21 protein-coding genes are annotated in these 21,131 nt (G+C 58.3%); 6 read left to right on the top strand and 15 right to left on the bottom strand.

Annotated features, from left to right (window positions below; genetic code table 11):
- Positions 1 to 99 precede the first annotated feature (99 nt).
- Entirely contained in the window at positions 100 to 1,002 is a 903-nt protein-coding gene (locus IE089_RS15100; RefSeq protein WP_189478686.1) for a LysR family transcriptional regulator, read from the bottom strand.
- Positions 1,003 to 1,153: 151 nt separating this feature from the next.
- Here IE089_RS15100 and IE089_RS15095 point away from each other — a divergent pair, with 151 nt between their 5' ends.
- The 6 genes from IE089_RS15095 (at position 1,154) to IE089_RS15070 (ending at position 5,632) form a co-directional block, all read left to right on the top strand.
- Entirely contained in the window at positions 1,154 to 1,399 is a 246-nt protein-coding gene (locus IE089_RS15095; protein WP_229802805.1) for a hypothetical protein, read from the top strand.
- An 83-nt stretch (positions 1,400 to 1,482) separates the two neighbouring features.
- Positions 1,483 to 2,796, top strand: a complete 1,314-nt coding sequence (locus IE089_RS15090) for a dicarboxylate/amino acid:cation symporter (protein WP_189478685.1) — start codon at positions 1,483 to 1,485, stop codon at positions 2,794 to 2,796.
- A 5-nt stretch (positions 2,797 to 2,801) separates the two neighbouring features.
- A complete protein-coding gene (locus IE089_RS15085) occupies positions 2,802 to 3,452 on the top strand; it encodes an MBL fold metallo-hydrolase (protein WP_308428852.1) in 651 nt (216 codons plus the stop codon).
- On the top strand, positions 3,445 to 3,765 hold the full coding sequence (locus tag IE089_RS15080; RefSeq protein WP_189478684.1) for a DUF2288 domain-containing protein: 321 nt from the start codon (positions 3,445 to 3,447) through the stop codon (positions 3,763 to 3,765). The genes IE089_RS15085 and IE089_RS15080 overlap by 8 nt, the downstream gene beginning before the upstream one ends.
- A 77-nt stretch (positions 3,766 to 3,842) precedes the next feature.
- Positions 3,843 to 4,163, top strand: coding sequence for a 2Fe-2S iron-sulfur cluster-binding protein (locus IE089_RS15075; RefSeq protein ID WP_189478683.1), 321 nt, complete (start codon positions 3,843 to 3,845; stop codon positions 4,161 to 4,163).
- Between the two features lie 239 nt (positions 4,164 to 4,402).
- Positions 4,403 to 5,632 carry a cytochrome P450 gene (locus tag IE089_RS15070; RefSeq protein ID WP_229802804.1) on the top strand — a complete coding sequence of 410 codons (1,230 nt, stop codon included), beginning with the start codon at positions 4,403 to 4,405 and terminating at the stop codon, positions 5,630 to 5,632.
- A 10-nt stretch (positions 5,633 to 5,642) separates the two neighbouring features.
- On the opposite strand, the gene IE089_RS15065 is transcribed toward IE089_RS15070, so the two are convergent.
- The 14 genes from IE089_RS15065 to IE089_RS15000 are packed head-to-tail and all read right to left on the bottom strand — an operon-like array spanning position 5,643 to position 20,999.
- Positions 5,643 to 6,248, bottom strand: a complete 606-nt coding sequence (locus IE089_RS15065) for an MliC family protein (protein WP_189478681.1) — start codon at positions 6,246 to 6,248, stop codon at positions 5,643 to 5,645.
- A 60-nt stretch (positions 6,249 to 6,308) separates the two neighbouring features.
- On the bottom strand, positions 6,309 to 7,691 hold the full coding sequence (locus tag IE089_RS15060) for a M48 family metalloprotease (protein ID WP_189478680.1): 1,383 nt from the start codon (positions 7,689 to 7,691) through the stop codon (positions 6,309 to 6,311).
- 2 nt (positions 7,692 to 7,693) lie between these two features.
- The gene (locus tag IE089_RS15055; protein ID WP_189478679.1) at positions 7,694 to 8,356 is read right to left on the bottom strand and encodes a hypothetical protein; all 663 of its coding nucleotides are present in this window, start codon (positions 8,354 to 8,356) and stop codon (positions 7,694 to 7,696) included.
- A complete protein-coding gene (locus IE089_RS15050) occupies positions 8,353 to 9,006 on the bottom strand; it encodes a hypothetical protein (protein WP_229802803.1) in 654 nt (217 codons plus the stop codon). The genes IE089_RS15055 and IE089_RS15050 overlap by 4 nt, the downstream gene beginning before the upstream one ends.
- A gap of 37 nt (positions 9,007 to 9,043) precedes the next feature.
- Positions 9,044 to 10,045 carry a VWA domain-containing protein gene (locus IE089_RS15045; RefSeq protein WP_189478677.1) on the bottom strand — a complete coding sequence of 334 codons (1,002 nt, stop codon included), beginning with the start codon at positions 10,043 to 10,045 and terminating at the stop codon, positions 9,044 to 9,046.
- A gap of 8 nt (positions 10,046 to 10,053) precedes the next feature.
- Positions 10,054 to 11,145, bottom strand: a complete 1,092-nt coding sequence (locus IE089_RS15040) for a VWA domain-containing protein (RefSeq protein WP_189478676.1) — start codon at positions 11,143 to 11,145, stop codon at positions 10,054 to 10,056.
- A gap of 9 nt (positions 11,146 to 11,154) precedes the next feature.
- Complete coding sequence (locus tag IE089_RS15035; RefSeq protein ID WP_189478675.1) at positions 11,155 to 12,417, bottom strand: hypothetical protein; 1,263 nt, start codon at positions 12,415 to 12,417, stop codon at positions 11,155 to 11,157.
- 14 nt (positions 12,418 to 12,431) lie between these two features.
- On the bottom strand, positions 12,432 to 13,229 hold the full coding sequence (locus IE089_RS15030) for a MotA/TolQ/ExbB proton channel family protein (RefSeq protein WP_189478674.1): 798 nt from the start codon (positions 13,227 to 13,229) through the stop codon (positions 12,432 to 12,434).
- A 9-nt stretch (positions 13,230 to 13,238) separates the two neighbouring features.
- Positions 13,239 to 13,472 carry a hypothetical protein gene (locus tag IE089_RS15025; protein WP_189478673.1) on the bottom strand — a complete coding sequence of 78 codons (234 nt, stop codon included), beginning with the start codon at positions 13,470 to 13,472 and terminating at the stop codon, positions 13,239 to 13,241.
- A 3-nt stretch (positions 13,473 to 13,475) separates the two neighbouring features.
- Positions 13,476 to 15,545: a PEGA domain-containing protein gene (locus IE089_RS15020; RefSeq protein WP_189478672.1), complete on the bottom strand. Its 2,070-nt coding sequence runs from the start codon at positions 15,543 to 15,545 to the stop codon at positions 13,476 to 13,478.
- Positions 15,545 to 17,098: a tetratricopeptide repeat protein gene (locus IE089_RS15015; protein ID WP_189478671.1), complete on the bottom strand. Its 1,554-nt coding sequence runs from the start codon at positions 17,096 to 17,098 to the stop codon at positions 15,545 to 15,547. The genes IE089_RS15020 and IE089_RS15015 overlap by 1 nt, the downstream gene beginning before the upstream one ends.
- A 28-nt stretch (positions 17,099 to 17,126) precedes the next feature.
- Complete coding sequence (locus IE089_RS15010; protein ID WP_308428851.1) at positions 17,127 to 18,341, bottom strand: hypothetical protein; 1,215 nt, start codon at positions 18,339 to 18,341, stop codon at positions 17,127 to 17,129.
- Complete coding sequence (locus IE089_RS15005; RefSeq protein WP_189478670.1) at positions 18,338 to 19,612, bottom strand: hypothetical protein; 1,275 nt, start codon at positions 19,610 to 19,612, stop codon at positions 18,338 to 18,340. The genes IE089_RS15010 and IE089_RS15005 overlap by 4 nt, the downstream gene beginning before the upstream one ends.
- Positions 19,593 to 20,999 (bottom strand): hypothetical protein, encoded by a 1,407-nt coding sequence (locus tag IE089_RS15000; RefSeq protein WP_189478669.1) that lies wholly within the window; start codon positions 20,997 to 20,999, stop codon positions 19,593 to 19,595. Before IE089_RS15000 ends, IE089_RS15005 begins: the two co-directional genes overlap by 20 nt.
- Positions 21,000 to 21,131 lie beyond the last annotated feature (132 nt).

The raw sequence follows: 21,131 nt of genomic DNA, 5'->3' as shown, positions 1-21,131 counted from the left end.
TGCTCCAACTGTCTTTGTGTGTGAATGTTTTGATGAATGGTGGGCAGTTTACGTTCGATGATGGCATGCTAAAATCGCAGAAAAATCCTAATAACGTTCTTAAAAATCGAAAGAATCGGCATTTTTCAGGCAGGTCTCGTGTAACAGTTGGGCTAGATATCGCGTCGCCGGGCCGGCTCGATCGGTGTCGGCATGTGTGAGGTAGAGCTGCGCATAGCGGCGCGCCCCCTTTTCCAGTGGCAGGGCCGCCAGGACTCCGGCGTCCAGCGCTGCCTGAACCCGCGGTGCAGGTAGCCATGCAAACCCCATACCCCGACTAATCATGTCCAGTGAGGTTGTCACATGAGACACGGTCCAGCGTTGTTCGGCCCCCAGCCAGCCCGAGTCTGTGTCCTGCTCTCGAGATGAGTCGCGCACTACGATCTGCCTGTACGGTGCGAGGTCCTGGAGATTCAACGGCGCCGGCTGCTGGAGGAGGGGGTGGTCATGTCTGGCGACCGCAATAAAGGCTACCCGTGCAAGCGGGTCCCCAAGAAAGCCCTGCGGTATCTCGCCTGCGATTAGCAGGTCTACATCCCCGCCTCTAAGAAGTTCGGGGCCGCCGGAAAGGACCGTTTCCTGCAACTGCACGCGAGTATTCGGGTAGCGAGCGCTCAGCGTTTCCAACGCATTCACCAGATAGGCGGGAGGGAAGACCTCGTCTACGGCAATGCGGATCTCTGCCTCGTCGCCGGCCGCCAGGCTGGCTGCGACCTGCTCCATATCGCTGGCGTGCTCAAGTAAGCGCTGCGCCCGGCGCAACATCAGCGCCCCGGCCTCTGTCAGCTGCGCTTTTCTCCCCACCACCTCGAGCAATGACAAGCCAAGCTGGTTCTGCAACTTGTGAACCGCATGATTGATGGTGGACTGGCTTTTGTGGATGGCAGCCGCTGCCTGCGCAAAGCCGCCGTATCGCACGACCGCATCAAGCATTCGCCATTGTTCCAGCGTTGTTTTGTTCATACTTTCGACCCTGTCGAACTGATACGCGGTTTTATTGTCAATTTTGGGGAAATAGTCGAAAAGTTCAAGCGGGGCGCTCCGGCGCTGCTTTACTGCGTAGGGCGGGCAAGAGTGCTAGTCTTACGGCCTCTAACCACAAGGAAAGCAGGGAATGATCAGACACGTCATGGTGATAGCGGCAGTTGGACTCGTCAGCGCCTGCGCAAGCAAAACGCCTGTCGCTGAGTCCAGCTTGAGCCAATGCGAAACGCCGCGCCCACAAGTGTGCACCATGATTTATGCGCCCGTGTGTGCCACTCGGGATTCCGGTGCCACCGCAGAATACGCCTCGGCCTGCAATGCCTGTGCGGATGATCAGGTGGTCGCTTACGTCGATGGCCAGTGCCCTCAAGGCTGATCGTGAGCCTAGTGCATTGAGTCCCCGTACGCGCTGCGCTAGAGTTCGCGCGCCCGCAACGACAACCCATAATTGAGAACCGCATGACACTCACCAATCGAATCCTGGTCGCCATGGTTGGCGGCATTCTGCTGGGGTCCCTGATAAACCTGCTGCTGCACAGCACTGGGATTTCAGACACCTTCCGTATGTTGATTGATGAGTACCTGGTATCGGGACTGTTTGAGCTCGTGGGGCGAGTTTTTGTGGCCTCGCTGAAGCTGCTCGTAGTCCCGCTGGTGCTGGTATCGCTTATCTGCGGCTCCAGCTCACTGGGCGACAGCGCTCGGATGGGCCCAATTGCCGTAAAGACCTTGGGTTTTTACCTGGCAACTACGGCAATTGCAGTCAGCACAGCATTGGTATTCGCGGTGCTTGTTGGCCCGGGAACACACGTTTCGCTGCAGTCTGACGCAAGCTTCCAGGCGTCCGTGCCGCCGCCTTTGATTGATGTGCTGGTTGATATTTTCCCGTCTAACCCTGTTAAGGCAATGGCCGATGGCAAGATGCTGCAAATCATTGTGTTCGCGCTGCTGTTTGGCTACGCCATCTCACATGCTGGTGAGCCGGGCAGGCGCATAGCGGCATTCTTCCGGGATATGGAAGCGGTGGTGATGAAGATGGTCGGCATCCTGATGGCATTGGCGCCCTACGGTGTGTTCGCGCTACTGGCCAAGTTGTTCGCGACCATGGGTATTGGCGCCATTCTGGATCTCGCTGTCTATTTCTTCACAGTATTGGCAGTGCTGCTGTTCCACGGCCTTGTTGTCTATAGCTTGTTGCTGCGTGTTTTTGCGGGCCTGTCTCCAGCGATGATGATCTCCAAGATCCGTTCAGTCTGGGCGTTTGCTTTCAGTACCGCATCCTCGGGTGCCACATTGCCCGTCATGCTGCGCACGGTTGAGCGCCGTCTGGGCGTCGACAACTCAGTGGCGGGCTTCACGATCCCACTGGGTGCCACCATTAATATGGACGGCACGGCCATCATGCAGGGCGTAGCCACGGTATTTATTGCCCAGGTATACGGCATCGACTTGTCCCTGACCGCGTTTATTACGGTAATCCTCACGGCGACCCTGGCCTCGATTGGTACCGCTGCCGTACCCGGCGTAGGCCTCATTACCCTTGCCCTGGTGCTGGAACAGGCCGGACTGCCGGTTGAAGGTATTGCGCTGATTATCGGCGTTGACCGTTTATTGGATATGGTACGCACCGCAGTCAATGTGACGGGTGATGCTACGGTTTCCGTCATCGTCGGCAAGAGTGAGAACCACTTTGACGAGCGTGTTTTCCTGGATCCCAACGCTGATGTAAATCCCGATCTGGATGAAGAGGAGCGGCCTGCCTCGGCCGCCTGATTGAAATGACCATACAAGTTTCGGTAGTGCCGGTGACGGCCTACCAGCAGAATTGCTCGATCATTAAGTGTCAGGAAACGGGTAAAGCGGCCATCGTTGACCCCGGGGGTGATGTCGACAAGCTCGAAGATGCGGTACACCAGATGGATGCGACCGTTGAGAAGATCATCCTCACGCATGGACATATGGATCACTGTGCGGCCGCAGATGTGCTGCGCCAATCGCTGTCTGTGCCCATCGAGGGGCCCCAGAAAGCGGACGATTTCTGGATTGCCAAGCTGCCTGAATGGTGTGAAATGGCCGGCTTTCCCCGCGCCGAGGCTTTTGTACCAGACCGTTGGTTGGAAGACGGCGATACCGTGACTGTTGGCGCCCAAACGCTGCAGGTATTTCACTGTCCGGGCCATACCCCCGGCCATGTCGTCTTCCTGTACCCCGAGCAAAAGGTAGCCTGGGTGGGAGATGTGATCTTCCAGGGCTCCATCGGTCGCACTGACTTTCCCATGGGGGACCACCAGGCGCTGGTGGACTCCATTCGCCAGAAGTTATTTCCGTTGGGTGATGACATCACCTTTATCCCCGGGCACGGCCCCACCTCAACCTTTGGCCAGGAGCGCCTGAGCAACCCCTTCGTGGCGGACTCCCGCTATGGCTGAGGAGGGCGACCGCGAATCGCTAATGCGCAAGGAATATCTGGGCCAGACTGCCCGCATACCCTGGACGGAACTGCAGACATATTATGCGCATGGCAACGTGATTCGAATTGCCACCACATTGGACCTTGTTGAAGTGGCCGTCCAGCTGGGGCTGGATAACACAACTGCCTTTGAAACCTGGATAGCCGCTGGTGATATTGCCCCCGTCAGTGATGATGAGGCAAAGGCCTGGATAGAGGACGACGCCAGCGTGTGGGCGGTTGTCGCTGCGCCCTGGATTCTGGTGCAGGACAAAGCACATCAACAGGGTTGAGACGAACGTATTTTGACAATACAAGCGGCCAAGGTTTGGCTAAACTCTTTAACTAATCAAATAACAAGGAGCCCGCTGTGCCCCAGGTAACCTTCATCGCATTCGATGGCACCGAACACACTGTAGATGCAAGAGACGGCGACAGCCTGATGCTGGCGGCCGTTAACAACGGCGTTCCGGGAATCGATGCAGACTGCGGAGGTGGCTGTGCCTGTGCCACTTGCCATGTATTCGTTGAATCGGACTGGGCCAGCAAAACCGGCGTTGCAGACCCCATGGAAGTCAGCATGCTTCAGTTGGCAGAGGGCGTGACAGATACCAGTCGCCTGTCCTGCCAGATCACGGTGGATGACAGCATGGACGGCTTGCGTGTACGCATGCCGGAGTCGCAGCACTAAGCGAGGAAAATCCTCATGGAGAGTGACTGCACTCCCAAGAGTGCGGTCACCTGCCGAGGATACAAAGCCCCCGGCGGAACAAATATCAACGGCCCTAACAACAATAAATAGGCCGAAACACACAGTGGGCGCGGCGTAGTCGTGCAGCACGCCCGTCCCTAACTTGTCGCACCCGTATCGCGGGTGGGACGCTTGTAGCGAGAGTCGACAGGATGTTGGCTGAAACTGAGGGATTAGTTATGAATGCACCCCTGCCCGATCCTTATTCACTGCCTTTGGATAAGCTGGACCCCAGTCGTGCCGAGCTTTTTCGCACCGGCCAGCATTGGGCCTACTTCGAGCGATTGCGCAAGGAAGACCCGGTTCACTGGGTAGATTCTGAGGAGTTTGGTCCCTATTGGTCGATCACTCGCTTCAAGGACATCATGTACGTGGACTCACACCACGAACAGTTTTCCTCAGAACCGACCATCGTGATTGGTGATTCCCAGATCGACTTCGAGCCACCCATGTTTATCGCCATGGATGCGCCAAAGCATGATGACCAGCGCGCGGTTGTATCGCCCGCAGTAGCACCCAAGCAGTTGCAGGAGTGGGAGCGCCTTATCCGCGCCAGAGTGCAGGAGGTCGTAGAGAGTCTGCCGGTGGGTCAACCCTTTGATTGGGTGGATACGGTCTCCATCGAGTTAACCGGACGCATGCTGGCGACCTTGTTTGGTATTCCACAGGACGACCGACGCAAGCTCACCCAGTGGTCGGACGTAGCCACAAGCAGCCCGTCAGTGGGCTTCAGTGCAGTCACAGAAGAAGAGCGCATGGCTGGCCTGCAGGAGTGTCTGGCTTACTTCACCGAGGTATGGAATCAACGGGTGAATGCGCCACCGGAGATGGACTTCATCTCACTGCTGACGCACAACCCGTCCACCCGGAACATGGAGCCGCTGGAATATTTGGGCAATCTGATACTGCTGATCGTGGGCGGTAATGACACCACCCGCAATTCAATGACCGGTGGCGTCTATGCGCTAAACCAGAACCCTGACCAGTTCGCCAAACTCAAGGCCGATCACAGCTTGATTCCCAATATGGTGTCGGAGGTTATCCGCTGGCAGACCCCGCTCGCCCATATGCGGCGCGTGGCCACCTGCGATGTGGAAGTGGGCGGTAAAACCATTAAGGCCGGCGACAAGGTGGTGATGTGGTATGTCTCGGGTAACCGGGATGAAGAGGTCATCGAAAACCCCAACGAATTCATCATCGACCGTGCACGGGCGCGCCAGCACATGTCTTTTGGCTTTGGGATTCACCGATGCATGGGCAACAGGCTGGCAGAAATGCAGCTGCGCATACTGTGGGAAGAGCTGCTGGCGTGCTTCTCAGATATCGAAGTGGTGTCTGAGCCCGAACGCGTTGAGTCTAATTTCGTGATGGGCTACACGAATATGCAGGTCGTGTTGCACCCGAGGTAAAAGCTTGTTCTCAGGGGGTGATTTGGCAGGTGAGGCTCTTGCCGAACCAATCGAACGTGCCCTCTGAGCCCTTGCCTCTGAAATCCACACCGTCGCCGACGTAGTGCATCCCGCTGGCAACCGGTTGTGCCAGTGCGATCACCTGATCATTACCCCGCGTGAAGACGGCGGCCCGGGGTGACAGTGTGTTGTAAAAAACCGCTGTGAACGGGCCCGTGTAGTCGTCGTCGCAGCTTACGCTTTGGTAATCCGGCGCTTCCACCAATCCTGCGGTAATAGACAACTCCACTAACCGGCTATCGTAGGCGAAGGTGACGCATTCCTTCATGTCCTCTGCCTTCCAGCAATCATTGCGCCCCTTAATCCAGCCGCGCTGGATGGCGCGCTGCTCAGCGGTTACTTCGGGGGGCCAATTGGCCGTGGCCTGCGCCCAGGTTTTTGCCAGGCGTCTGTCCAACTCCTGAAGGTCGCCGTCTTCACAGATCAGGGTTTCGACGTCACTGTCGGCTTTGCTGCAATCGAAGGCGGGTTTAGCGCTGGACAGTGGTGACCAAGTCCCAATGGTGAGGGCAAGGGCGACATTGAAGGTAAGGAACAGGGGCAGTTTAGACAGCATGCGTGGGAGTTATTGGCAACAATCAAGCCGCATTGTACCTATTTACAGCGCATGGCGCGGCTATTGAATGACCTTAATCCAATCACCGGTGCGGGGCTCACCCCGCGGATAAAATCCATTGATCAGTCTTAATTGCGCCTCAGCATCGGGCACGCGCAGGCTAGATGCGAGGCTGGCGAGGGTTGCTCCTCTGGGCACCTGCAAATAGCGCACGTATTGTGGCCTTCCCTCACGCTTTTCCCGGTCCTGCATAGGGCGAAAGCTTTCTATAATCGACTTCAGATCAGCATCCGCAGCCGTGAAACTGGCCGCGCTGCCTTCGAACAGGTAGGTGTAGTTGTAGTCGATCACCGCGAGTCGCTTGTCGGTGCCACCACTGGAAGCCACAGCGGTGTAGCCTTCCAAGCCATATTGTTCCAGCGCCTCGGCCTGGCTGAGATTACCAGCGGCTCCCCCCTCAAGCACCGATTGGGGTGACGCGTTGCGATCACGTCGTTTGAGTGTGATTGCTAGGCTTGCGCTATTGTCCGCCGCCCGTGTCGTAATGGCTCTTGAACCGGCGTCTACCGTCCAGCCGGGTGGGTGCTTGAACGTGAAGCCCAACTTATTGTGATAGTAGCGGTCAGGATCAGACTGCCCCTGAACACTGGCGCCCCAGACCAGCCCATTGATGTGGCGACGAAACTCGCCGGGTTGCTCCGGGTTCTCAATGTACTCTGACTGGTCCAGATCGTTGGCCGCACGAACCACGGTTTGCAGACGCTTGTCGTTGCGGGGGTGGGTGGCATACAGCCCGTGATAGGTCTTCACCGGTCGACCAGTCTCTCTGGCCTTTACCCGTTGAAACTGTTCCTGATCTTTCAGAACACCGATGACCTCAAGCAGCGCGTCTACATCGTAACCGCTTTTGTGCATGTACTCTGCGCCTAGCCCGTCTGCTTCCAATTCCATATCGCGGCCAAAGCCACTGATCAGTTCGGCGCCATACATGGAGCTGGCGTCCATGACGTCGCGACTGCCCGTGAGTATGCCAACCGTGGTTGACAGAATTTTGTTGGTGACGCCCGCGGTTTGGCGCCGGCCGTGATGCCTGCCGGTTACATGACCAATCTCGTGTGCGAGCACGCCAGCTAACTCAGCTTCGTTATCCAAATAGGCCATTAAGCCGCGGTTAATGTAAATAAAGCCGCCAGGCGTGGCGAAGGCGTTAATGTCCGGTGAGTCCAAGACCGAAAAGGTAAAGGTCTTTTTGGGCATATCGCTGTTGGCCACAAGGCGTTGGCCAATACGATCGATATACGCCTGTAACTCCGGGTCATCATAGAAGGCGCCATCGGCCTGAAACTTGGCATACATTTCTTCGCCAACGCCGGCGTGGGCCGGTGACACGGCGAAAGCCAGCAGCAAGCACACCGCCGACCACAACTGTAACGGACGTCGCATGTTCAATACTCGCTGGACAGAAACTCGAGCAGTTGGTCACCCAGGCCGTCGCAGGCCGTGCCCTGAACGGGGGCAATAATGGGAATGGGTACAACTACCGCTGGCATGTAGGACTGGCCGCTGGCACTGGTATTCACGCGACCCACTTCGGCTTTGTCTGTGAAGTCCCAGATGGTGGCTTCGTAGTCGGAATCGTTGCCCCAGGTACCAAAGCCAAAGCAGCCTGCGCCACCGGGACCGATACCGCAGGTCATTGAGCCCGCTGAGTTTGTTCGCACTGTGCTGCCGTCAATCCAGATCATGTACTCTGTTTTTAGTGCGGCCATTCTGGCGGCAACCGGGGGCTGCGCCATTAGCTTGTCGATATCCTGCGGGCGCAGCGGCGCGGTGCGCGGCTCAAACCATGGGTAAAGTTGATTAAGAAACTCGAGCTCGCCGATCACATCGATACTGCTATCGCGGGCTTCAATATGCTTGCCCACGCAATCGATGAAATCAGGTTCCGTCTCGTAGTCGCTGGCGTGGCGACGTCCCAGGATAACCACGGTCGCGTCGCCGATGCCCTCGGTTGGCTCGTTAAAGACCATTTCATCAACGGTGGATGTGACACAACCGGTTAGTAGTGCTGCGATCACGACAAAGCTGGCTGTTCGAATAACTGTCATGGCTGTGCGGCCTCTATCTCAGTGCCGATAGTCTGGCTGCCCGTTGCCGCTGCGCTGACCCTGCCTCTCTCGACCAGCCAATCCCGGACGCCGGGAACGCGGGTGAAGTTCACCGCGAAGTTGGCGCCCGCATCGCGCAGCGCTACCACCGCTGCCAGGTTCACCGCATCGGTATCGCTGCGCAGGAATGCCGTCGGTGTTTTGCCGTAGGCGCTCATCGTCCAATCGGTAATGGGTTCGCCGGCGTTGTTCACCAGGTCAAAGTGATAGCGCATCCAGATCTCATACACTTTCACGTTGGTGTGCTGTGGAATGGCGTATTGCAGTTCATCCACACGCGGGATAAGCACGGCATCCACCACCTGGTTCAATTCGCCTTCGCCAGGCTTGTTCTTCATATGCACAAAATTGACGAACATGCTGTCCAGCACGGTATCCCACATTTGAACCTGGGCTTCTCCGGTGCGCACCAGCCACGAGGGCTCAGCGCGACCGGAGGCCTCGTCGAAGAATTCATGGTTCAGGAAAGCGTCTTCATACCAGACCCCAATGGTCAGCGGCATGGGCGATATCAGCGGTTCGGGGAAATTCCCACTCACGACTACCTTCTGGGTGCTGCAGGCACCCAGCAATATTACTACCGCCAGCATGGCGAGGGTTTTCAACCCTCGCAACCGTGTCCGTCGTCTAGGGACGGAAGTCATTAAGCCCGACAAAGGTCCCTCCATTGCGATACGTCAGTTCTCGCATCAGTGTAGCAAAGCGAATCCCCGTGGTTTGCAGATGGGGTGCCCTGATGAATTGTACGGGGAAGCCTACGGCGTGGATGCGCACCCGGCGCTGGCCGCTGGCGTTCTCGCGGTTAAGACGGTCAACGGTGGTGACCACCTGCTGTATGGAGTTGCCGGTGAACTCATCGCCAAACACATAGATACTGATGTTTTTGTTGGGGTCATAGAAGGTGCGAATCGCCGCTGTGATCCCTTCAACGGGGCTGGAATTGGAGAACACGTTCCAATTACGCAGGTTCTGCATCAATACATTGCGCCGTCCGGGGGTATCGGGAATCCACTGGTTGCGATAACGGCTGAACATGTACTGCCCCATATCGTTCATGATCTGGATGCCTTTGACCTCGGGGTAAATGCTCAGCGTAGCCTCCAGTTCTTCCATCATCCGTTCCCAGCTGTAGGAGAACATGGAGCCCGACGTGTCGATGATGAAAATGATGTATTCGCTATCAACGGGTATGCCGCCGATCAAATTATTCTTGGACTGATATTGGTCGCCCAGCAGTCGCTTCATTTCGTCAGTGAGCGATTGTCGCGCGATAGCCAGTTGTTCGGTAATGATGTCGTTGCTGTTTCTTTCTACCTGAATGCTGTCGTAGCGCGATTTGGCGCTGGCCAGTTGGCCCCTCAGGATCGCGATCTTCTGATCGTATTCTGACAACTGCTCGTTCTTGGCATTGAGGTCGCGGTTCAGGATGCGGGTTTCGCCGCGTATTTCGAACACCTGCTCCTGCAGTTCGGCCACCAAGCCCTCAAGATTAACGGTAGACGCTTCGATGATCTGTGGCTGTACCGTCTTTGTAATCATCAACAGCAGAATAACGGCGCCAAAGCCGCAGCAGATAACGTCCAGAAAGGACATCGAGAATTCTTCGGGACCGCGTCTCTTTGAAGGCATGGTAACTCCTAGGGCCAGTCCTGTGATGGGCTCATGAATGAGCCGCGGCTGACCTGTGCCAGTTGCCAGAACTCAGACGCCGCCATCGGGTCACCCTCCATGGGCGCGAGGATGACATTGATGGGGACGTTGCTGGGCAGCTGGCGAATGGCCTGACGGTAAAGCCGCTGTCTATCGCGACCGCTAATGGTATTGCCACGCGGCGCGGTAGTGCCCTGTGTGGGTAGGCCATCGGTAATGAGGAAAATATTGTCCGGGCTTGGGGATAGTTGCTGCAAAGCGATGAAAGCGTTCTCGAGACTGGTGCCACCGGTGGGCGTTGTATCGCGCAAAGACGCAGTGACTTTCTCCAGTTGGTCCTGGTCCGCTACCTCCAGCCATTGGCCATCAGTGCCAAACAGCGCGGCGCGTGCTTCCGTATTAAAAGTGATGACCTGGTAATTACTGCTGACCGGCAGCTGTGCTGTTAGCCAGTCGACTGTATTGACGGCTCGCACCCACTTGTCGGCACTGCGCTGCAGAGCCTCGCTCATATTGCGCAGTCGTATGATGTTCACCAGTCGGTCTGCCAACATGCTGGAGGACACGTCCAGCAAGATAGCAATGTGACGCCCGCCGAGATTCAGCCCCGTTAGATACTGCCGATTGCCTTCGCCGACGAACTCGCGTGCACTGCGCCCGCTCTCGGCTTCTGAGGCTTCCCGCAGCTTTTTGACCTCATCTTCCAGCGATTGAATTTCAGCCTTCAGCTCCTCGATGTCGGCATCGTCGGTATAGCCGTCTCTGGCGATATCCTGAATGAGTGCCTCGTACTGCGATAACTCCTCGGTGATGCGGGTAGCGCGACCCTGTGCCTCGACCAGTTGCAGATCCACATCCGAGAGCGTATTGCGCAGTCTCACTAGACCAGCTTCGCCGTCGGTGACATCTTCTTCCAGGAGGTTGACCTCAGAAAGCAGGTCTTTATTCAGATCCTGTGTTTCGGCCTTTATAGAGTGATCAATGATCAGGAAGACGAGCACGACTGCACCGAATCCACAGGACATGATGTCCAGAAAGCTCAGGTTGAAGGTTGTAAATCCGCGCTTCTTCCTGGCCATGGCAACCCTCTAGCTGAGGACCTCGATCAGTAGGGCGGTAGTGCCTTCGGATACCAGCGTGTCTCCGACCACAAGATTCTCACCTGCGTACGGATCATCGTTTAGCGTGGTGTGGCCCGAAGCATCCGTTGAGAGTACCCAGTCGCCAGATGTCTCCTGCGTTGCCTCCATCGCCAGAGGGTGGTTGCGACCACCCAGTGCATAGGCACTCTGCCCGACCAACAAGTGGGTGGGGACTTTGCCTTCGCGCCGTGCGGGCGGCACAGGGTCTGCAAGTGCCTCAACATTGGGCCGGATCGTCATGCCTTCGCAGGGCAGGGTGCCCGTTAATACCAGCTCATCGGTCGACTGTTCGATGACGGACCTGTGTTGCTGCACGGCCTGATTCACGCTGTCCTCAGCGAGTACCCGGTTATTGGCGAAGTGTCCGTCTATCCCGGGTAGCAGGGCGACAATCGGATCAAGCAATATCTGCTCGTGAGCGGCATTAGCGCCAATGGCTTCTGCAGCGCTGGTGAATAAGCGTGACCCGGCCTCAGTGAGCGCGCTGCGGCTGATGCTGGCACGGTTGCCGGATACCTCGACGATCGTTTCACCCGTGCTGCGCAACTGAGCCAGTACCTTCGGCAGCACATCGTACAAGGCCTGCTCGGTGTCTGCTTTGCGCCGGGGGTCGAAGCGTGTCTGGCGAATAAAAGCTGCAGCTATGAGCTCCACCAGCCGTTCCTGCAGCTGCAGCATGCCGCAGCCGGGTAGGGGCTGGGTCCTTGGTGCGGTGATGGTATCGCCATCGGCAGACAGTTCGGTGATCGTTGCCTGATGCAGTTGTAGCTCAAGGTGGAAGGCCCGTTCACTGGTCACCAGCATGCTGGCCGCGGCAACACTGCGATTCACCAGTCCCGTTGCATTGAAAGGGCATGCCTGAACGATCCCCAGAAGTAATGCCAGTTGATCCCGCTGCAGAGAACCCGGTACGGCCAGTACAACTTGCTCTGGTCTACCCGCATCGCTGTGTAGAGCCTGTAAATGCGCGTGAACAAGATCGGCGCTGTGGCGCGCTGGCCCCAGCGCTGGCTGCAGCGGCTCGGTGTTCAGTTGCCACCAGTAGCGGGTATTGGTGCTGCGGGGCTCCAGCCTGGCACGCGCTCTTGCGTCATTACCAAACTGGTAATCGCCTTTGCTGAACAGCGCATATCCGGCTCCCTGCGCGTGCTGGCTGCCCGCCCAGAGCTGGAGGTTGCAGTCGTTAATGTCCAGTACCGCCAGGGTCATTGCTTATCCTTCACTCAGCCTGCCACGAGGTGACGCATCAGGCGCTTGTCCGCATAGCGCTGCGCATCGAGCACAAGGCGCTCCTGTGAGAGCTGCAACTGATGCAGGCAGAACATGATGATGATGGAAAGTACCAGCGCCACAAAGGTGCTGTTGAAGGCCACCCCCAGACTCACGGTAACGCCGGATATATCACCCTCTACGGCCTTGTAGGCCTGGCCCAGTGCGTCGCCGATACCGCGCACCGTGCCGATAAACCCGATGGAAGGGATTGCCCATGCGATGTAACGCACCATGGATAGTTCCGAGTCCAGTCGGTCTGACTCAACCTCGCACTGTTCCTTGATGGTATCGGATACCGCCTGAATGCTGCCGGTGGTCGCAAAGCGCTGCAGCGCCGCGAGTAAGGTTCTGGGCAGTAGATAGTCCTGCTGCTCGTTGGGCAGTGACTCCAGTGCCCGGCTGTACTCTCGCGCGTCCTCGGGCAACACGCTGGTGCCGTCGGGAATGTCGATCAGATTTCGCTCCACGATGCCCTGCTCCTGCAGGGTGCGACGGCCCTTGTAGCCCATAATCGCCAGCGCCCAGATCAACAGAATGAAACAGGCCTCCTGCTCGAAGTCACGGATCACCACGGCCAGTGTCCGCTCGGGGACAAAATCCTCACCCGCGGCTTGCAGCTCGGCTTGCTGCTGCAACTGTGCGTCGGCGCTGGGCCTGATGACCCCAACATAGACGGCATGCACCACTATGACTGCAATCAGTAGTGCAAAAAGCTGGAAAATGAACTCGGAGGACAGACGGTTCTTCATCAATGGATCCTATATATCAATCGGGAAAGATACCGACTTGTCTTCTGAAATTTGCTCGGAGGACTCGTAGTCCAATGCACCCGGCTCCGGTAATGACGATGCCTCGGGTGCAGCTGCTGGTGGCTCTTCGCTGGCTGATTTGACGCTTTCATCGCTCTCAGGTTCCGCTGCGTCCTGCGAGATGGCAGCGGCAGCGGCCAATAACAGTGCTGTCAGAGCGCCTGTGACAATCGGCTTTCTCATCGTTTACTCCGCATAACGAGCCAATCGAAATCCTACGTCATCACGGCCGGCTTGCCCATAATCCCGATAGGACAGCCGCAGCTCAGCCAGTTTGCTCAGTGACCAGCTAGCGCCTCGTATCACGTAGTTGTCGCCACTCTGCTCGCCGAGAGGATCTACCTGCAGCGTGCTATTGGCTGAGGGAATGGTATACACGTCGTGAATCCACTCAGCGACATTACCGCCGATGTCATACAGCTTATTGTGATTCGGTGGGAAGCTTCCCACTGGTGCGCTGACGACATAGCCGTCTGTATAGCCGTTCAGGATGCGCCCAGTGACATACTGGGAGGTATTGTCTGCGAAATTGCCTACTTTATCTGTGGGCGGGAACACGTCACCCCAGTTAAATTTTTGCAGGGCTTCGCCTTTCACCCTGGCAGCCCAGGCCCACTCTGCCTCCGTTGGCAGCCGGTAGCCCGTCGACGAAGGATTGAATCCTGTAACAATGCCGTTGGTTTCGCGGTAGAACGGGGTTATCCCTTCCCGTCGACTTAGCCAGTTTGCAAACTGCGTGGCCTGCTGCCAGCTAACCTGCACGGCGGGCTGGTGTTCCCGGTTAAGGCTGTTGCCTTCAATCTGGCCCGAGTTGTGCTCGCTTTGGAATTGCCGGAACTGGGCATTGGTTACTTCTGTGGTTTGCAAGTAGAACATGCGCTCCAGCTTCACCGGGCGCAGTACCTCGTTTGCTCGCCGGCCTGGCTCGCGGCGTGAGGCGCCCATGGTGAATTCACTGCGTGATGAGGCCGCGGGGTTGAACAACAGAAGCGTCTGACCAAGAGCGCTGGTGACCTGGGGTTTGATGGCGGCCAGGCGCGCTGCATCGCGGGTTTGCAGCGTAAACGCCATGCGCTGCTCCAGCCCCGGCCTTGGAGTGACTTTACCCCGTGTGGTGGCATAGCCGTCCAGCGAGACTTCCACTGTATGTTCGAAGGCCGGTAGCGAGAGAGTTTGGCTACCCGTGCCACGCGCTTTCCCGTTGATCTTGAGAACGGCATTGCTGGGGGAGACCTCAAATCGTACCTCGCCCAGCTGCGCGCGCAAACGGATCTCTCGCTGATCCTGCGTGCCCGCCGCCATGTTGATCACTTCGCTGTGACGGCGGTAACCCGGTCGAGAGAGCACCAGGCGCTGGTCGCGGCTCGGGGCCACGGCGATTTCCAAAGGTGTTTGCCCAAGGAATTCTCCGTCGAGCGTCACGTTGGCCCCGCTGGGGTTGCTGCTCACCTGCAACAGACCCTCCGCCGGATCCAGTGTCAGCGTACCCAGATCCTGTGGCTGCCCGGCTACGACCGATAGATCGATGACTGCATCGCTGTAAGTTGCCAACTGCAGCATCAACTGCCGTTCGCCCGACAAGATCTCCAGCGTCGCTGGGGTTGTTCCCGAAGGCTCGCCATCGAGCAATAGGGTGGCGCCAGCTGGCGCGGTCGCGACCGTCACTTCAGCCCAGTCAGGTTCCAACGACAGCGAAAGCTGTTGCTGGCGATCCCGGCCCTCGACATCCAGCGCCATGGTCAGCGTCTGGTAGCGTTCAGCCTCAAGGGTGAGTTCGTGCTCGCCCGCATCGACCTTTGCCTGATCCAGGGGCGTACGCCCGATGGACTCGCCGTCGATGAGAACACGTGCGCCCTCCGGCACGCTCGAAATAGTGAGCCGCCCCGGTAGCGGCTGCATAACCACCTCGAATACCTGTACATCCTCGCGTGTGACGCTAACCGTCTCGGCAAAGGGGTAATAGCCGGGCGCATTGACGGTCAATCCGTAGTCACCGGGACGCATCAGATAGCGGCTGCCAAAAGGGACCGCCAGGCCATCGATACTGATGTCGGGTTCGCTGGTCGCGATGACCGTCACTTGCACCGAGTGGGACGTGAACAGAAAACCCATCACTAACAGAAAGGCCAGTGCGATCAGACCCGCGCCCCAGCGCAGCGGGCTCTGCCGCTTTTTTGGCGCAGCACTGGCGTCTGACAGGGGCTGGAAGGCGCTGGGCGCGATAGCCCCGCTTTGATCCTTGGAGGGTTGCCTCATCAAATTGGCTCAGTGCAGGCAATCAATATGGGGTCGTTGCCGCCGTTGTGGCTCAGAGTGAAGGTGCGCCTGACGTCGCGGTAGCCGGTTCGCGTGCCTACGGCGGTATAGGTGCCGGGGCGCAGCGACAGCTGTCGCTCATTAAAGGTCCCCAGCCGCGCCACTTTAAACACAGTGACCTGTGTTGCCCCATCGGACCGAAGGGTAACGGGCAGTTCAGTGTTTGCCTTTGCCAGCGCCTGCTCCAATCCGCTGATCTGCTGCGCCAGTATCGGGCCGCGCGGTGACAGGCGCTTGGCCTGATCGAGCAGCTGTTGTGTCGCATTTGCGACATTGATGTCAGACAGTCGGTTGGGGTCTTCCAAGGCCGTGCGGAACTGCTTGTCCAGTCGGGCTCGCGGTTGGGCCCGCTGCAAGCCCTCGATGGCATAGAGTAGGTTGCTATCAATGGCCAGTGCTTCCTCATAGGCTTTTACCGCGTCTGCCCAGGATTCACTGTTTTCAGCGCGTTCTCCGCTGGCTCTTAAACGGGTGAGGCGGCTCGCGGTCTGCGCACTGGCTACTTCTGCCAGTGCGGTCGCTGCTTCTGATGAACCGGGAACCAGCCCGGCGGCGCGATTGAATGCCTTGCGTGCGGTGTCGAAGCGCCCCTCATCCAGGGCCGTGTAGCCGTCGCTCATGGCGTCGTTAAAGTTACGCGTAAGCAGTGCCTGGCTGACGCGTGTCTGCTCCTGTGCCGCGTAGGTGTGCTGGCCGTCCAGTCCAACTGCAGTGTCTAATTCTGATAGCGCCTGCACAAGGTCACCGTCGGCCTCTGCAGCTTGCGCGGTTTGTATGCTCTCAATCAACTGAGGCAAGACACTGACCCTTGCCTGAAGGCCAGCGTTGGTTGTATCGCCAGGCCCTAACAGCTCAGCGAGGGTTAATGCCTGCTCCGCGGCCTCAGGTTCCAGCGCTTCAATGGCATCGAGTGCCGCGGACTGTTGCGCGGCAAGCGCGTCAGGAATGCCGTTTCCCAGTGCCTGCAGCGCAGCCAAAGCCTCGCGGTAGCCTTGCGTTGCCTGTTCAAATTCTCGCGTCTTGTAGAGCTCGTCGGCTGCCTGTGCACTGGCTAATGCTGATTGAAAAGGCTCCGGCGCCCACTGCTCGACGCCGCGCTCCTCGAGGCGCGCCTGTACGTCCAGCAGCTCCCCGAGCACCTCCTGCGCCTCCTTACGGAGTCTGGCCAGTTGCGCATCCGACCACGGCGACGCTTCCTCGACGGGCGTTTTGGGTTTGTTGCTGCTGGACGGCGGGGTCGCGCTGTCTTGCTCTGTACTGGCGCTTTCTGTTTCAGTTGCCGGACTGGACGCAGAGCGTGGCTCAACCAACGACGGGAGCAGGAACACGACAACCAAGGCAAGCACCACAAGCGCGCCCAATGCGGGGACAACCCAGGCCGGCGGTGACTTATCAGCTGCGGTGGTACTGCCTTCCTGAGCGCTACCTGTGGGCGCGGCTGCAGGAATGGCCTCAAACGGCGTCGGTTTGACAGGGTTGTTGTCGGGAGACATGCGTGTCCTTGGGTTTCTGCCGTACTGCCTACTGCGCGGAAGAATTGTCGGCCTGATTGGCCTCCGGCAGTGCCAGCTCGCCGATCTCGGCGCGATAAATCTCAGCGAGCAGCTCACGCCACTGGTCATATTGGTCTTCAACATTGCCGCTGAGCATGACAGTACGATCTTCCAGCTCGATCACAGAGGGCGTGATTTCAGCCTCCAGCGAAAGTCCCAGTTCTTCCAGGGCCTGAACATGAATCTCTGCTTCAGCGCGCTTTTCAAGGCCACTTTTGAGCAGATAGCCGCCGCCAATCACCGCTACATTGCCCGCGGTGCGCGTCGCTGAGTCACCGCCGCCGGCGGCTGCTACGCCGGCCAGCACAGCAATGCCGCCAGCGATCAGCCGACGCGTGCTTTCCGCACGCAGCTCCTGCAGGGCGATGGTTTCTTCGTAGCTCAGTTTGCGCCACTCTTGATAGGGACCGTACATCTGCCCGTTAAAGCTGCCGTAATAGTCCTGCAGCGTATCGATAAAAACCAGATCGCGCTCTCGGATGCTCCTGACCCGCTCCAACATGGGGTCTTCCTCTGCCGGCAGGCGCTGAATCTGGTATTCACCTCGACGTGATTTGTTCAGATAGCCGGCAAAGGCTTCCTCGGAAAAGTCCTGAGCAAACAGCAGCTCGGTCACTGTTCGTATTTTCTCGCGGTCCTGCCCTGCCAACGCTTCCTGCTGTTTTAACAGGTCATTAGCGATGGTGTTGTAGACCGCCTGGAAGGGGTCGTAAACGGTACGGGTTGTGCTGTTGTACGCGTAGCGACTGGCATTACCGGTGTACTTTCGATTTAGCCATACACGACCGGTGGAGTCGGTCGCGGTGATCATTAATTGCAGCTCTTCACCATTGGAGGCCAGGATCGTGCCCTCGACCACCAGGTCAGTGATGGACGCTTCGCCGGGCATCACCCTCACGGCACCCCAGGCACCGCTGTTTTGCATGGCCTCTGCAAGCAGGTTGGGCATGTACCGGGCTTCGGCCTTGCGTACCTCCGGGTAGATCTGCTGCCCTTCATCGTAATCGTCCAAACCCGGGTCGAACACGGCGATACCGACGTCCAGTAACTGACCTTCCGGCACCGCCGTGCTGGCAGTTTCGATGGCGGGAACCGAGGTGCTTTTTACCGTGTGGTTAACGCAGCCGGTGAGGGTCAGAGCCAGGGCCAGGCCAACAATGCAGTGCAGCGTTCGCCTCATCATTTAATGCCCTTGTACTTACGATACTCATCCCACAACTTTTCTCGCACTGCTGGGTCTGGTTCGCGGGTTGCTGCTTCTCGAAGCTGCCTCGCTACAACGTCGTCATCATCGCCCGAGGGTATGTCTGAGGGCGGGGGGTATTTCGCCGGATTCTGGGGTGCAGAGCCACCGCGCGCAGCACCACCAATGCCGCCGCCACCGCTGTAGCCGCCATCGCCGGGGGTGTTGCTGGCGTAGGGGCTATCACCACCAAAGCCGCTTCCACCGCCGCCTTGCTCCGCTTGCTCTTGCTGTGTGGGCACCGGACGCTCTCGCGCAGCCTGGCGCTGGGCTGCCTGCTCTTCAAGAATCATGGCGTCGAACTCGCCCGTACTGCTCTCCAGACGGGAGTCGAGAATGGCTACCTGCTCGGCCGGTGTCAGGGGGCCGTTGCCGCCAGACTGGCTGTTGCCGCCTGGAAAGCCGCCCGCATACTGGCCTTGCTGGCCTTGCTGGCCTTGCTGGCCTTGCTGGCCTTGCTGGCCTTGCTGGCCGCCGGGATTGCCTTGTCCCTGTTGGCCACTGGCCTCGCCCATGGCGTCTTCCATCGCGCCCAGAATCTCTTCAAAGCTGGGTTCATCGCGCATATCAGGCAGTGCATCAGACCCGCCGGCGCCGTCGCCAAAGCCTGGTTCTTCACCGGCTGCACCGGCAACCTCTTCAAATCCCGGCTCGCCACCCGAGCCGGCATCTTCGCTACCGCTCTGGCCGGATTCAAAGCTGGGATCTCCAGCGGCCCCGCCCTCGGCTGTTTGTTGTTCCTGCCCATCTCCAGAGTTGGGGAACTCCCCTTGTGGAAACTCACCCATCCCCTCATTACCCGAGGGTTGATCGCTACCGGGCGGATTGCCGCTTTGACTATCGGATGCCGATGAAGCGCCCGAGGGTGACTGGCTGCCCTGAGGTTGGCCGCTGCTGGCCTGTTGTTGGCCCTGGCTTGACTGCTGCCCCCCCTGACTCGATTGCTGCGAGGAGCTTTGGCTCTGGCTTGACTGCTGAGACGACTGGCTTTTACTTTGGCTCTGGCTCTGGCTCTGGCTCTGGCTCTGGCTGCTGGAGCTTGACGAAGAGCTGCTGGACGAGCTGCTGGGACTGGGGGGTGTGGGCGGCTGCGGAGTTGTCGGGTTGCTGGCGCTAGGGCACCCGGTCAGCGCTGCGCAGGCGCTCACGGCAAGCGCAAGCTTCAATGCGCTGCGTGAATCAAAAATCGCCTTACCATGTTGACGTGTCATAGGCCCACCCGGTGATCTCACTGTCTACCGGCTCACCCTCCTCAAATCGTGGGCGGAACCGGGTGTTGCGTAGCTGGCGCATCAAGCGGTTAATCTTGGATGACTCCGGGCCCTCGTCGACCCTGTCCAGATCCACAACTCGCCCGCCTGCTGTCACACCAAATTCTAGCAGCAAATCGGCCTGTTCTGGGCTGCCCGTGTCGGGTAGTGCCCTTACACCCGCCAAATTTGGCAGGGGTTCAGCGTTGCCAAACAGGCGCTGTGTCTGTTCTTGGGCATCGTCGCGCTCAGCAAGTTCCATGATCGCTGTGCGATACGTCGTCAATGCGCCGTCTTTGCGCCCGTGCCAGAACTGCCAATCACCCAGCATGCGCAGATCGCGCGCAGACTGCAGTTTATTGCCGTCGCTGTTCTGCTGGTTAAGGTTGTAGATCGCATTGATCACTGACTGCCCACGCTTGTAGGCGCTGGTCTTGTAGGCGTTGAAGCGGTTCTCTTCCTGACGTGCGCCGAAGGCTTCACTGGTGAAGCCCCCTGACGCCATCTCGCCGGAGAACCCGGCAATCAGGTATTGGGAACGGAGCATGCCGTACAGTGGTTCGAGCAGCTTGGGCGAGTTTTCACCCTCCCGGTCAGCGATATCTGTGAGTGCCTGGCGATACAGATCCCACATGGCCAGCAGTCGGGTGAAACCGTATTCACTCAGCCCCAGTTCATAGGCCTGGCGCTGCCATTGCGCCTGTTGCATGAGAGCATTCACACGCGCATCGCCCACCCCCATGGTGCGGCGTTGCACGCGGTAAAGGTAGGTTTGGCGCTCGTCGGCCTCTTCAAATTCCCCCTGGGCGACGTGGCTGGTGATTTGCGCTTCCAGCAATGGCAACTGTCCGGCGCCATAGAGCCCATCATTGATGCGCGACAGGTGTACACCTCGCTTAAAGGCGTCTATGGCCTCCGGGTGCCTGCCCTGCTGTTGAAGGGAGAGCCCTAATCCCAGTAACTGCTCGGGTAACTGTTGCGCATAGGCACCGCCCTCGACTTCGAGCGTGTCTATCACGTCGCGATATTGACTGACTGCCACGCTATCGGCGATCACCTGCGCTTGCTCGGCCTCAGAAAGCGCCGGTGCCGGCTCGTCTGGCCCTGGCTGGGTGTCAGCAGTTTGGGGGTCGTCAAGGTCCGGTGCGGTGCTTGTCTGTCCGATAGTGTCGTTGGATTCCTGCCCACTCACTATCGGTGCTTGTTCGCTCTCTAGCGGAATGTCCTCCGCTGTAACGGTCGCAGCGCTATCCTGTGCCCAGGTCTCGTGGCTGAGAGCCAACACGATGAGGCCAGGAATTAGGCCGGGCAGATGTAGTCGTTTGCGTGACTGCGATGATGTCGACATGTTTTCAGCGCGTGTTAGTTCGTTTTAGAGGCGTCTGACAGCCACCCGAGTGAGTATAAACAGATGCAATTTCATTACCAAAATACGCATCTAGCGGAGTATTGGCTTTACACTGCGTCGCGCGAAACCAGA

This window comes from Parahalioglobus pacificus, assembly GCF_014652275.1.
GTDB lineage: Bacteria > Pseudomonadota > Gammaproteobacteria > Pseudomonadales > Halieaceae > Parahalioglobus > Parahalioglobus pacificus.
This window is presented reverse-complemented; position numbering and strand designations above follow the sequence as displayed.